12 protein-coding genes are annotated in these 11,937 nt (G+C 66.6%); 7 read left to right on the forward strand and 5 right to left on the reverse strand.

From position 1 onward, the window contains the following. Nucleotides 1–31 precede the first annotated feature (31 nt). Nucleotides 32–319 (reverse strand): SelT/SelW/SelH family protein, encoded by a 288-nt coding sequence (locus ACFW3F_RS23270; RefSeq protein WP_388061679.1) that lies wholly within the window; start codon nucleotides 317–319, stop codon nucleotides 32–34. Nucleotides 320–408: 89 nt separating this feature from the next. Here ACFW3F_RS23270 and ACFW3F_RS23275 point away from each other — a divergent pair, with 89 nt between their 5' ends. Together ACFW3F_RS23275 and ACFW3F_RS23280 are read left to right on the forward strand one after the other, a co-directional pair. Continuing rightward, complete coding sequence (locus ACFW3F_RS23275) at nucleotides 409–1,305, forward strand: phosphoribosylaminoimidazolesuccinocarboxamide synthase (RefSeq protein ID WP_388061681.1); 897 nt, start codon at nucleotides 409–411, stop codon at nucleotides 1,303–1,305. Continuing rightward, nucleotides 1,305–3,464: a S9 family peptidase gene (locus ACFW3F_RS23280; RefSeq protein ID WP_388061682.1), complete on the forward strand. Its 2,160-nt coding sequence runs from the start codon at nucleotides 1,305–1,307 to the stop codon at nucleotides 3,462–3,464. Before ACFW3F_RS23275 ends, ACFW3F_RS23280 begins: the two co-directional genes overlap by 1 nt. Nucleotides 3,465–3,512: 48 nt before the next feature. Here the strand turns inward: ACFW3F_RS23280 and ACFW3F_RS23285 are convergent, their stop codons facing one another. After that, a complete protein-coding gene (locus ACFW3F_RS23285; protein WP_388061685.1) occupies nucleotides 3,513–5,060 on the reverse strand; it encodes a DHA2 family efflux MFS transporter permease subunit in 1,548 nt (515 codons plus the stop codon). Between the two features lie 138 nt (nucleotides 5,061–5,198). Next, nucleotides 5,199–5,705: a MarR family winged helix-turn-helix transcriptional regulator gene (locus tag ACFW3F_RS23290; RefSeq protein WP_388061687.1), complete on the reverse strand. Its 507-nt coding sequence runs from the start codon at nucleotides 5,703–5,705 to the stop codon at nucleotides 5,199–5,201. 126 nt (nucleotides 5,706–5,831) lie between these two features. Here ACFW3F_RS23290 and ACFW3F_RS23295 point away from each other — a divergent pair, with 126 nt between their 5' ends. From ACFW3F_RS23295 to ACFW3F_RS23310, 4 genes are all read left to right on the forward strand, one after another. After that, on the forward strand, nucleotides 5,832–6,314 hold the full coding sequence (locus ACFW3F_RS23295) for a glutathione peroxidase (RefSeq protein ID WP_388061689.1): 483 nt from the start codon (nucleotides 5,832–5,834) through the stop codon (nucleotides 6,312–6,314). A 97-nt stretch (nucleotides 6,315–6,411) separates the two neighbouring features. Further along, on the forward strand, nucleotides 6,412–6,651 hold the full coding sequence (gene purS, locus ACFW3F_RS23300) for a phosphoribosylformylglycinamidine synthase subunit PurS (RefSeq protein ID WP_010844201.1): 240 nt from the start codon (nucleotides 6,412–6,414) through the stop codon (nucleotides 6,649–6,651). A 9-nt stretch (nucleotides 6,652–6,660) separates the two neighbouring features. Next, the gene (gene purQ, locus ACFW3F_RS23305; protein WP_388061691.1) at nucleotides 6,661–7,341 is read left to right on the forward strand and encodes a phosphoribosylformylglycinamidine synthase subunit PurQ; all 681 of its coding nucleotides are present in this window, start codon (nucleotides 6,661–6,663) and stop codon (nucleotides 7,339–7,341) included. Nucleotides 7,342–7,355: 14 nt separating this feature from the next. Continuing rightward, complete coding sequence (locus ACFW3F_RS23310; RefSeq protein ID WP_388061693.1) at nucleotides 7,356–8,648, forward strand: M18 family aminopeptidase; 1,293 nt, start codon at nucleotides 7,356–7,358, stop codon at nucleotides 8,646–8,648. Nucleotides 8,649–8,862: 214 nt separating this feature from the next. Here the strand turns inward: ACFW3F_RS23310 and ACFW3F_RS23315 are convergent, their stop codons facing one another. Together ACFW3F_RS23315 and ACFW3F_RS23320 are read right to left on the reverse strand one after the other, a co-directional pair. After that, complete coding sequence (locus tag ACFW3F_RS23315) at nucleotides 8,863–9,630, reverse strand: lytic transglycosylase domain-containing protein (protein WP_388061695.1); 768 nt, start codon at nucleotides 9,628–9,630, stop codon at nucleotides 8,863–8,865. A gap of 218 nt (nucleotides 9,631–9,848) precedes the next feature. Continuing rightward, the gene (locus ACFW3F_RS23320; protein WP_388061697.1) at nucleotides 9,849–11,159 is read right to left on the reverse strand and encodes a hypothetical protein; all 1,311 of its coding nucleotides are present in this window, start codon (nucleotides 11,157–11,159) and stop codon (nucleotides 9,849–9,851) included. A 117-nt stretch (nucleotides 11,160–11,276) separates the two neighbouring features. Between ACFW3F_RS23320 and ACFW3F_RS23325 the strand changes: the two genes are divergently transcribed. Further along, nucleotides 11,277–11,750 carry a DUF1772 domain-containing protein gene (locus tag ACFW3F_RS23325; protein ID WP_388061699.1) on the forward strand — a complete coding sequence of 158 codons (474 nt, stop codon included), beginning with the start codon at nucleotides 11,277–11,279 and terminating at the stop codon, nucleotides 11,748–11,750. Nucleotides 11,751–11,937 lie beyond the last annotated feature (187 nt).

Below are 11,937 nucleotides of genomic sequence, written 5' to 3' on the forward strand. Positions count from 1 at the left end.
TCGCACCTCAGGGAGCAGAAGGTCGGCACTGCTATTCGGGGGTCGAGACGTCGCCGTGCCCCAGGTTCCAGTCCGGGAACGCGACATCGCGGACGAGTCGCTTGAGTTCGGGAGCGCCGGGGAAGCCGCCGTCGCGCTTGCGTTCCCAGATCTGCGTGCCGTCGACGTCGATGACGAACACCCCGCCGGTGCCGGGGACGAGAGTCACCGACCCGACCTCGGTGCCGAAGGTGTTCAGCAGTTCCGAGGCCATCCACGACGCCCGCAGCAGCCAGTTGCACTGCGTGCAGTAGGTGATGGTGATGTGCGGCTCGCTCATCGGTCCAGGATCGCAGACCCCGGGGCCCGGTGGCGGACGGGAGGTCCCTGCCGCCTCACGAGGTCACCTCACCCTCTAGGGTCGAGTCCATGCGTCCTGAACTGCAGTCCTACCGACATCTGGCGTCGGGGAAGGTCCGCGAGATCTACGAGATCGACGCCGACACCCTGCTGCTGGTGGCGTCCGACCGGATCTCGGCCTACGACCACATCCTCAGTCCCGCGATCCCCGACAAGGGACGCATCCTGACGGCGATGAGTTTCTACTGGTTCGACGAGCTCGGGGTGCCCAACCATCTCGCAGGCGGGCCGACCGACGAACGCATCCCGGCTCATGTGGTGGGCCGCTCGATGGTGGTCCGACGACTGCCGATGGTGCAGGTCGAGTGCGTTGCACGCGGCTACCTGACCGGTTCGGGTCTGCTCGACTACCAGGCGACCGGATCGGTGTGCGGCGTCGCACTGCCGGCAGGTCTGTCGGAGGCGAGCGAGCTCCCCGAGCCGATCTTCACCCCGGCCACCAAGGCCGAGCAGGGCGAGCACGACGAGAACATCAGTTTCGAGCGGGTCGTCGAGACGCAGGGTGCCGAACTCGCCGAGGCGCTGCGTTCGGCCACGCTCGACATCTACGCGCGCGGTGCAGCGGTCGCGGCCGAGCGCGGAATCATCCTCGCCGACACCAAATTCGAGTTCGGCCGCGGAGTCGACGGGGAGCTCGTCCTCGCCGACGAGGTGCTCACCCCCGACTCGTCGCGGTACTGGGAAGCAGCCACCTACGAGGCCGGCAAGGTGCAGCCGAGCTTCGACAAGCAGATCGTGCGGAACTGGCTGACGAGTGCCGAATCCGGATGGGACCGAGCTTCCGACGTCGCGCCGCCCTCGTTGCCCGATGACATCGTCGAACGTACACGCCAACGGTATGTCGATGCGTACGAATGGATTTCGCAGAAGTCCTTTGCCGATTGGCCCGATGCGGAGGTGATCTGATGAGCAACGAGGAATTCGATCCGACCGTGCACAGCGCGACCCCACCGGTCGCCAAGAAGGTGCCCACCGAGCGCACCCATCACGGCGACACCTTTGTCGACGACTACGAGTGGTTGCGCGACAAGGACGACCCGGAGGTGATCGCCTATCTCGAGGGTCAGAATGCCTACACCGAGTCGCACACCGGCCATCTGGCCGACCTCCGCGCGCAGATCTTCGGCGAGATCAAGAGCCGCACGAAGGAAACCGACATGTCGGTGCCCAACCGGCGCGGACAGTACTGGTATTACGGACGCACCCACGAGGGCAAGCAGTACGCGACGTCCTGCCGGTGCCCGATCCGCTCCGCCGACGACTGGACCCCGCCGGAGGTCGGCGATGACCCGCTTCCCGGCGAGGAGATCCTGCTCGACGCCAATGTCGAGGCGGAGGGACACGACTTCTTCAGCCTCGGCGCCCTGACCGTCAGCGACGACGGGGACTGGCTCGCCTACAGCACCGACGTCGTCGGAGACGAGCGGTACACGCTGCGCATCAAGGATCTTCGCAGTGGGGAGCTTCTTCCCGACGAGGTCCGCGATACATCGGGGAGCGCGGTGTGGTCGGCGGATGCCCGCCACGTCTTCTACACGACCGTCGACGCCGCATGGCGTCCGGACACGGTGTGGCGCCACGACATCGGCGCCGGTTCCGACGACGTCAAGGTGTTCTCCGAGCCCGACGAGCGATTCTGGGTCGGGATGGGCACTACACGCAGCGACAAGTACCTGGTCATCGGCGTCGGCTCCAAGATCACCTCGGAGAGCTATCTGCTCGCCGCCGACGATCCGACGGGTGAATTCCGCAGTGTCGCACCGCGGGTCGACGGAGTCGAGTACAGCGTGGAGCATGCGGTCATCGGCGGCGAGGATTACCTCGTCGTGGTGCACAACGACGTCCGTGACGGGCAGAAGGCGGAGAACTTCGCCATCGACCTCGCTCCGGTCGCAGACCCGTCGGACCGTCGTCCCCTCATCGCGCACGATCCGCAGCGCCGGATCGAGGACCTCGACGCCTTCGCGGATTACCTGGTCCTGTCCTATCGGCGAGATGCCCTGCCGCGAATCGCGATCGCCGACCTGCGGCAGATCGACGGCGTCCCCGCCGAGTCGGACTTCCGCGAGATCACCTTCGAGGAGGAGCTCAGTTCGGCGGGGCTCGCGGCGAACCCGGAGTGGAACGCCCCCAAGCTGCGCATCGGATACGGCAGTTTCATCGAACCGGTGGAACTGCTCGAACTCGATGTCGCCTCCGGCGAGCGGATCCTGCTCAAGCGGCAGCCCGTCCTCGGCGGTTACGACCCGACCGACTACGTGCAGTCCCGTGAGTGGGCCGTCGCCGAGGACGGCACCCGGATCCCGCTGTCGGTGGTGCGGCGCAAGGAGACCGATGCCGCCAGGCCCGCGCCGCTGTTGCTGTACGGCTACGGCTCCTATGAGGCGAGCATCGATCCCTACTTCTCGGTGGCGCGACTGTCGATGCTCGACCGCGGCATGGTCTTCGTCCTGGCCCACATCCGTGGCGGCGGCGAGATGGGCCGCTACTGGTACGAGAACGGCAAGGAGCTCAGCAAGCGCAACACCTTCACCGACTTCGTCGCGGCCGGACGGCATCTCGTCGACACCGGGTGGACCACACCGCAACAGATGGTCGCCGAGGGTGGGTCCGCTGGTGGACTGCTGGTCGGTGCGGTCGCCAACCTGGCGCCCGAACTGTTCAACGGGATTCTGGCGTCGGTGCCGTTCGTCGACGCGCTGAACTCGATCCTCGATCCGTCTCTGCCGCTCACGGTCATCGAGTGGGACGAGTGGGGCGATCCGCTCCACGACCCGAAGGTCTACGAGTACATGAAGACCTACACGCCCTACGAGAACGTCGACGCGAAGCCGTATCCGCCCATCCTCGCTCTGACGTCACTGAACGACACCCGGGTGTTGTTCACCGAAGCGGCGAAATGGGTTGCGCGGCTTCAGGAGAAGACCACCTCGGACAATCCGGTCCTGCTCAAGACCGAGATGTCGGCCGGCCACGGCGGCGTCAGTGGACGCTACAAGCAGTGGGAAGAGGTCGCCTTCGAGCTGGCGTGGATTCTCCAGCAGTCGGGTGCGCTCGAGAACTGATCGGACCCCGCTGGTTGAGCTGCGCTCAACCAGCGGGGACAGGGGGGATCAGTGCATCATGATCGGACCGCGGTCGAGGTCCTCTTCGGTGAGCGACGACGCGATCTTCTTGCGGGGCAGGAAGAATGCCGGGATCAGCGTGAGCACGATCAGGACGACCGAGATCGTGAACGTGTTGGAGAACACGTCCGCCGCGGTCTCGAAGAACGACTCCGGCAGCGGGTCCGGCACTCCCGGCGGCAACGGTGCGTCGGAGGTGTTCGCCAGGATCGCCAGTCCTGCTTCGGGCTTGCTCGCCAGGCTGCTGGCGAGGATCACCGAGATCACGGCGGTACCGATCGAGGTCGCCGACTGCTGGATCACGTTGAGCAGCGTCGAGCCGTCGGGCACCTGCGGGTTGCTGAGCGTCGCGAGGGCCGCGGACATGATCGGCATCATCGTCATGCCCATACCGAGACCCTGCACGAACAGTGAGCCGCAGATCAACCAGTACGAGGTCTCCGCGCCCAGGAACATGAACGTCCCGAGGCCGAGCACGATCAGGACGATGCCGCCGAGCACGAACTTGCCCGGACCCATCTTGTCGGTGAGGCGGCCGGCGATCGGCATGGTGAGCATGGCGCCGATTCCCTGCGGGGCAAGCAGCAGGCCCGCGGTCAGCGTGGACTCACCGCGCACACCGATGAAGTACTGCGGGAACAGCAGTGCCGCACCGAAGAACGCGACCATGAACAGCACCATCGTGATGACCGAGATGCTCAGCGTGCGGTTGGCGAACAGACGCAGGTCGAGCAGCGGGTTCTTCTTGCGCAGGGCGTGGAAGATGAACGCGACGATGAGGATTGCGCCGATGATGGTCGGCACCAGGACCGACGCGGAGACGAAGGTCCGGTGTTCGGCGCTCGAGGAGATGCCGAACAGGAAGAGCGCGAGGCCCGGCGACAGCAGGAGCAGACCGACGACGTCGATCGAGGTCCGGGTGGTCTCTGCGTCGTCGCGCAGGACGATCCAGGAGAAGATCAGGGCGCCGATGCCGATCGGGACGTTGATCAGGAAGATCCAGTGCCAGCTCAGCTGCTCGATCAGGACACCGCCGAGGATCGGACCCGAGATCGGGCCGAGCAGCATCGGGATACCGAGAACGGCCATGACCGAGCCGACCCGCTCGGGTCCGGCGGCCTTGGTCAGCATCATCATGCCGATGGGCATCAGCATGCCGCCGCCGAGTCCCTGGATCACGCGGAACGCCACGAGCATCCCGATGTTCGGCGCGAGCGCACACAGCACCGATCCCAGAGTGAACAGGACCAGGGAGACGAGGTAGACCTTCTTGGTACCGAAACGTGAAGCGGCCCAGCTCGACAGTGGGATCACCGCCGCCAGCGCCAGGGTGTAGCCGGTCGCCGTCCAGGCGGCGCCCGCGGCATCGGTGCCGAACTCCTGCTGGAAGGTGTTCTGCGCGACGGCCACCACGGTGACGTCGAGGATCGACATGATCGCACCGAGCACGACCACGCCGGCGACCATCAGGACATGGCGGTCCAGCTTGGTGTCCGGTGGGCCCTCGTGCACGTGGCCACCTGTGGATGAAGTCATTCGGGTGTTCCTATCGGTCGGACGAGAAATGAGCGTGCCTCGGTCACCCGCGGCAGATTGTCTGTCGGGCTCGATCGACCCGAGCGGGTCGAATGAGGCGGTCAGGGGATCAGGGGCAATAGGTGTCGAGGCGAGATGTCATGAGGCCTGCCGTCCGTCGGAGGGCAGACAGAAATGGTCGACGGCGTCGTCGACGATCGGACGCAACGCCGCACACAGATTGTCCCGCATGTCCACCGGCAGGTTCGCGACGAAATGCCGAACGGTCCCGCGCTTCACGGCCAGGTGGGTCTCCAGGTAGCGCCGCCCCGCGTCGGTGAGAGAGATGCGCTTGACCCGCCGGTCGGACGGGTCCTCACGGCGGTCGACGAAACCGCCGCTCACCAGCTTGTCCACGGTGCGGCCCGCGGCCGCGAGGGACAGCTGCACCTGATCGGCGATGGCGTTCACCGACATCGGGCCGTTCTGGCAACCGAGCGCGGAGAGAATGCGCAGCTGGGAGAACGTGATCTCGGTGGAGGCCAAACTCTCCAGTGCGTCGGGCCGGCTCAGATCGATGAGCCGGTCCAGAAATGCGTTGAGTGCCGACGACGCGGCGTTCACCGACTCGTCGGCACCGCTGCTCAGCCTGCATTCTCCGGACACCCGAAGATGCTAACTCGAATGCAACTATTGCAGAAACGCAATTAACGGTGACCTTGCGCATACGCTGAGTGGGCCTGTGACCCACGTCTCGTGGTCACCCGCCGGACGCCGTCTAATCTGGCGTCCATGACCAACATCAAGGACATCCCGGTTTCTGCCCTCGACGGCTCCGACGTCTCGCTGAAGGATTTCGGCGGACCGCTTCTCGTGGTGAACGTCGCCAGCAAGTGCGGTCTCACGCCGCAGTACGCCGGTCTGGAGGAACTGGCCAAGACGTATGGGGACGAGGGACTCACCGTCGTCGGAGTGCCCTGCAACCAGTTCATGGGACAGGAGCCGGGTACCGCCGAGGAGATCGCGACCTTCTGCTCGGCGACCTACGGTGTGACATTCCCGCTGCTGGAGAAGACCGACGTCAACGGCGAGGGGCGCCACCCGCTGTATGCCGAACTCACCCGGCATGCCGACGCCGACGGCGAGGCGGGCGACATCCAGTGGAACTTCGAGAAGTTTCTCGTCAACGCCGACGGCGAGGTCGTCAACCGCTTCCGTCCGCGCACCGAGCCCACCGACCCGACGGTCGTCGCCGCCATCGAATCCGTGCTCTGAGCTGATTTGGCGCACCCGGTAAGCTGACCGGCGTGATCTGATCGGGCAGGTACCGATCAGGCGACAACCGACCAGCAGACATTTTGAGGAGCGGTCCATGGCGCGAGTGGTGGTCGACGTGATGCCCAAAGCCGAGATTCTCGATCCGCAGGGCCAGGCCATCGTCGGCGCCCTGGGCCGGCTCGGGTTCAGCGGAATCGGCGACGTCCGTCAGGGCAAGCGTTTCGAGCTCGAGGTCGACGACACGGTCGACGACACGACCCTCGAGCGCATCGCCGAAGAACTGCTGACGAACACCGTCATCGAGAACTTCAACGTCTCGCGCGTCGCGGAGTAGAGGAAACACATGACCGCACGTATCGGCGTCATCACCTTCCCCGGCACCCTCGACGACGTCGACGCCGCTCGTGCCGTCCGGCTGGCCGGCGCCGAGCCGGTCGCCCTGTGGCACGGCGACGCCGACCTCAAGGGTGTCGACGCGATCATCGTCCCCGGCGGGTTCTCCTACGGCGACTACCTACGCGCCGGTGCCATCGCCCGGTTCGCGCCGGTGATGGGATCGGTCGTCGAGGCCGCTGGCAAGGGCATGCCGATCCTCGGCATCTGCAACGGTTTTCAGGTCCTCTGTGAGGCCGGGCTGCTCCCGGGCGCGCTGACCCGCAACGAGGGCCTGCACTTCATCTGCCGGGACGAGTGGCTGCGCGTCGAGTCGAACACCACGGCCTGGACGAGCCGCTTCGAGCAGGGCGCCGAGATCCTCATCCCGCTCAAGTCCGGCGAAGGGCGTTACGTGGCGTCGGAGCGCAAGCTCGAGGAGCTCGAGGGTGAGGGGCTCGTCGTGTTCCGCTTCCCCGAGCGGAATCCCAACGGATCGTCCCTCGACATCGCCGGGATCTCCAGTCCCGACGGGCGGATCGTCGGCCTGATGCCGCATCCCGAGCACGCCACGGAGCCGCTGACCGGTCCCAGCGACGACGGTCTGGGGCTGTTCTACTCGGCGATCGACTCGGTCCTCGCCTCGGCGTGAGCGCACGTTCGCCGATGAGTGCGTCCGCCAGGATCCCGACCAGCGCGACCGCGCGTGGGCTCGGCGATTTCATCGACGCATCGCCGTCGCCGTTCCACGTCTGTGCGACGGTGGCCCGCGAGCTCGAGAGTGCCGGCTATACGCGGCTTTTCGAGGATCAGCAGTGGGCGGGCGCCGATCTGGACGCACCGTCGGCGCGGCACTACGTCATCCGGGGCGGCTCGATCATCGCGTGGGAGAGCGGGCCGAGCGGCGCTTTCCGCATCGTCGGCGGGCACACCGACAGTCCCAACCTGCGGGTCAAGCAGCATCCGAACCGCTCGTCGGCCGGAGTCCCGATGATCGCGCTCGAACCCTATGGCGGGGCCTGGCTGAACTCCTGGCTCGATCGCGATCTCGGTCTCTCCGGACGCCTTGCGTACCGGTCAGGAAACGCGGTGTCGCACACGCTGGTCCACGTGACCGAACCGATCGTGCGGGTACCCCAGCTCGCGATCCATCTGTCCGAGGAACGCAAGGGTGTCACCCTCGATCCGCAGCGGCACGTCAATGCCGTCTGGGGGATCGGCGACGAGGTCCCCGACGTCCTGAGCTGGGTGTCGGAGTATGCGGGGATCGATCCGGACGCGCTCCTCGGCTGGGAGCTCATGACCCACGACATCGCACCGTCGGCGATCATCGGCGCTGACGAGAACCTGCTCAGCGCACCCCGATTGGACAACCAGGGCACCTGCTACACCGGCCTGCGGGCGCTCCTCGACGCCGGGGCGTCGAACCACACGAAGATGCTGGTCCTGTTCGACCACGAAGAGGTCGGCAGCGGGTCCGAGCGCGGGGCCGCGTCGGACTTCCTTGGCTCGATCTGCGAACGAATCGTGCTGGCGCGAGGCGGATCACGCGCGGACTTCCTGCAGACGATGGCCGCCAGCGTCTGTCTGTCGGGCGACATGGCCCACGCGACCCATCCGAACTATCCCGAACGGCACGAACCCGGCCACCGGATCTCGATCGGCGGCGGCCCGGTACTCAAGGTGAACCAGAACCTGCGCTACGCGTCAGATGCGGTGGGGGAGGCCATCTTCGCGCTCGCGTGCGATGCCGCGGGCGTGCCCATGCAGCGATACGTCCATCGGGCGGATCTGCCGTGTGGGTCGACGATCGGTCCGATCACGGCCTCGCGAACGGGCCTCACGACGATCGACGTCGGCGCGCCGCAGCTCGCGATGCACTCGGCACGCGAACTCATGGGCGCCGACGACGTGCCGATGTATTCGGCTGCGCTACAAGCATTTCTAACACAGGACTGACGGGTCGAACGCTGCTCCCTGGGGTGCGAGCTTGCGAGCGTCACGAAGGGTTCGCTGGCTCGGTCGCCGGACCCTTCGTGGCTCGTCGCTTGCGCTCCTCGCACCTCAGGGGGCGGGGGTTGGTCGTTGCTTGCGCTCCTCGCACCTCAGGGACCAGTGGGGTGTGCGTTTCGGGCGTGAGCTCTGGGGGGCAGTGGGGCGTGCGTTTCGGGCCTCAGTACTCGCGAGCGAAACCGAGGACCTTGTTCACGTAGTCCATCGAGTTGTTGTACCGCAGCACCGCTGTCACCAGCGAGGACGAGTCCCGCAGATCGAGATCCTCGTCGCACAGGTAGTTCGCGGTGGTCAGGGCGGCATCGAAGATGTTCTGCGGATCGGACTTGCCGTCGCCGTTGCCGTCGGCGGCGTACATCTTCCAGGTCGACGGCAGGAATTGCATCGGGCCGACCGCGCGGTCGTAGACCGGGTCGCCGTCGAGTGCGCCGCCGTCGGTGTCACCGATGACCTGGTTGCCTGCGAGAGACCCGTCGAGACGTGGCCCGAAGATCGCGCTGCGCAGCACGCCGTCGGGGTTCACGTTGCCCTGATCGGCGTGGTGGGACTCGACCCGGCCGATCCCGGCGATGACCTTCCAGTCGACCCCGCACCGCGGGTGGGTGCTCGTGACGGACTTGGCGGCCGACTCGTAGGCGTCGTAGTTGGTCACCGGGACCGCGCCGGTCGTCACGCTCGCGGGGCGGACCGGCGGCGGCGGAGGAGTGGGTGCGAGGGGATGGGCCCGAACGGCCGGTGTCACCGACGGGGGCGTGGTCGTGGCGGCCTCGGACACGGACTGGGGCGCCGAGACGGGCGTCGGAGCCAACGTGTGACCGGAGAGCTCGGCTCCGGCGGTGGCCGCGCCGGCCAGAACGCCCACCGGTAGGAGTGCGGTGGCCCACAACGGTGTGCGGGACCTCTTCCGTGGCTTGGAGTGCTTACCCAAAACTGATCGACCTCGCGTGTACATCTGATGGTTCGTGCTTTCGGAACCGAGCCGACCGTACACGCGGCCGTGAGCAAAGCGTTATCTTGTCGTAACCAATTCGGGTGTAGACGGAGAGACGATTCTGTGTCGCCGCAGGTGAGGACCGAAGCCTGGTCACACCTGTGAAACGGCCCACAAGGGCGATTGAAGACGCAACTATCGGGGCAACGCGCCGTTCAGTTCGGCCGCAGCATGGACAGCGTGCTGCCCTCGCTGACGACGATGTATCCGTCGACCACCCGGACCAGACCCGGAGAGGACAGACCGCGTTCCCAGGCTGCCGTGTTCGCCGGGGTGACACCGGTCAGAAGCCCCTGGTTGACGACGACCATGGTGGTGCCGGTCGACCCGACACACCGTGGGTTGGCGAGAATCGGCTGCTGCGGACCGGGCGCGGGGCCGCTGCCGATGTGCGTGCCGTCGGCGAGCGCATAGGTGGTCCGCGAACCGTCGAGGCGGCCGAAATTGACGAGAGACCCGCACGCGATGGCATTGGCCTTGGACAGCTCGCCGTCGCGGATCTGCCACAGCGCCCCCGGGCGCGCCGGATCGCGGATCTCGTACTGCCCCTCCGAGGCGAACACCTGATTCGCCGCGTTCAGGACCGGTAGCGTCGACGGCCCCGGCAGCACGCGCAGACCGTCGGCCTCCGCAACCGGATCGGCGTCGACCCGACCGTTGACGGTGGCGTAGGTGACCACCTTCTCCTCGCCGTGACCCTGATGGTCGACGGTCACCCCGGTCGGATACAGCTTGATGGCGCACTGATCGCAACCGATCCGATCCTCCCCGGTCGTCGGGTTGACCAGATGCTGGCTGGCATCGGCGGTCTTGATGATCACGGTGTCACCGTTGACGTCGATGCCGACAACCGGTGCGGCGAACGTCCGCGCCCAGATGTTGTTGCCGGTCGGCGTGTTCAGGGTGACCTGATGCCCGACCTGGTTGACGCGCAGGAAGTTGGTACCCAGGCCCTCGACCGCCTTGGTGTCCAGGTACTCCGAGGTGCGAGTCGGGATTCCGGCGTCGTCGACGAGATAGAAACCGTCCTCGAGCGGGGTACCCAGCTGAACGGCGCAGCCGACCTGGCCGGCCTCGTTGACCGCGCAGTCGCCCTGCCCCGCGTTGACGGGACTGTCCCACAGCAGGTTTCCGGTACGCCGGTCCACCATCACGAACGACCGTCCCAATCCCGACGGATACGTGATGAGCCACCCCTCGTCGGAGGTGTCGGCGATCTCGATGGTGACCTCGCCGGAGTAGTCGGGCAGGTCTTCCTGACCGACGATCGTCCAGGCCGTACCCGGTTCGCGTTCGTATCCGCGCAGCTCGCCGTAGGCGTACTCGCCGTCGTCGGTTCGGGTGTCGCCGCTCGCGAGCACCACGCCACCGGTGACGACCAGCGCGGCGCAGAGGACGAAGACAATGGTCCCGATGCCGAACGGCAGACGCGCGGACAGGGCCCGGACGCGAGAGCGAGAGGACATGGGTAAGAGTCAACCATGACGGTGTCGGCCGCTCCGGAGTCGGGAGCCGGACGGCCGAGCGGGAATTCCGCCGGTCCGGTCATGGATTTCCGACGCGCGAGGCGTTGGACTGTTCCCATGGATCTGTTGCGCGATGTGCTGGTGACCTTGACGATCGTGACCACCGGACTCAGCGCCGGTGTACTGGCGGGATTCGGCTACGCCGTGATCCCGGGTCTGAGCCGGGTCGGTGCCGACGTCGCGGTCGCGGCGATGCAGAGGATGAACAGCGCCATCCTCAATCCGCTCTTCGCGGTGATCTTCGCCGGCGGTGTGGTGTTCGGTGCCCTGACCGTCTGGGCCACGTGGAACTCGGGCCTGCGGTGGTGGGCGCTCGCCGCGACCGTCCTCACCGCCCTCGGCGTCGTCATCACGATGGTCGTCAACGTGCCGGCCAACGATCGACTCGACGCCGCCGGGGACGTCCGTGGCGAGGCGGCAGTGAAGGTGTGGTCGCAGTTCACCGCCGTCTGGGTGCCGTGGAACATCGTGCGTTCGGTGCTGACCGCCGCGGCGGTGGCGGTGCTGGTCGTCGGGTTGCTCGTGGGGTGAGGGTTCGCTGGGTGAGCCGACCCCTTGCTCCCTGATCCGAAACCGCATAACCCCTGCTCCCTAATCCGAAAGAACCGCATAACCCCTGGTCCCTACTCTGAAAGCACCGCATAACCCCTGCTCCCTGAGGTGCGAGGAGCGCAAGCCGCCGGGCCGAGCAAGCGACGAAGGAGCGCGTCGAGGTCGA

Origin of the sequence: Gordonia sp. NPDC058843 (assembly GCF_042743165.1) — a bacterium.
In the GTDB taxonomy this organism is placed as follows: Bacteria; Actinomycetota; Actinomycetes; order Mycobacteriales; family Mycobacteriaceae; genus Gordonia.

What these genes read in the sequence shown, in the direction of transcription:
- ACFW3F_RS23320 (WP_388061697.1), bottom strand. Translation starts at nt 11,159, where the DNA reads ATGTCCTCTCGCTCTCGCGTCCGGGCCCTGTCCGCGCGTCTGCCGTTC.
- purS (WP_010844201.1), top strand. Translation starts at nt 6,412, where the DNA reads ATGGCGCGAGTGGTGGTCGACGTGATGCCCAAAGCCGAGATTCTCGAT.
- ACFW3F_RS23270 (WP_388061679.1), bottom strand. Translation starts at nt 319, where the DNA reads ATGAGCGAGCCGCACATCACCATCACCTACTGCACGCAGTGCAACTGG.
- ACFW3F_RS23280 (WP_388061682.1), top strand. Translation starts at nt 1,305, where the DNA reads ATGAGCAACGAGGAATTCGATCCGACCGTGCACAGCGCGACCCCACCG.
- purQ (WP_388061691.1), top strand. Translation starts at nt 6,661, where the DNA reads ATGACCGCACGTATCGGCGTCATCACCTTCCCCGGCACCCTCGACGAC.
- ACFW3F_RS23295 (WP_388061689.1), top strand. Translation starts at nt 5,832, where the DNA reads ATGACCAACATCAAGGACATCCCGGTTTCTGCCCTCGACGGCTCCGAC.
- ACFW3F_RS23285 (WP_388061685.1), bottom strand. Translation starts at nt 5,060, where the DNA reads ATGACTTCATCCACAGGTGGCCACGTGCACGAGGGCCCACCGGACACC.
- ACFW3F_RS23325 (WP_388061699.1), top strand. Translation starts at nt 11,277, where the DNA reads ATGGATCTGTTGCGCGATGTGCTGGTGACCTTGACGATCGTGACCACC.
- ACFW3F_RS23310 (WP_388061693.1), top strand. Translation starts at nt 7,356, where the DNA reads ATGAGTGCGTCCGCCAGGATCCCGACCAGCGCGACCGCGCGTGGGCTC.
- ACFW3F_RS23275 (WP_388061681.1), top strand. Translation starts at nt 409, where the DNA reads ATGCGTCCTGAACTGCAGTCCTACCGACATCTGGCGTCGGGGAAGGTC.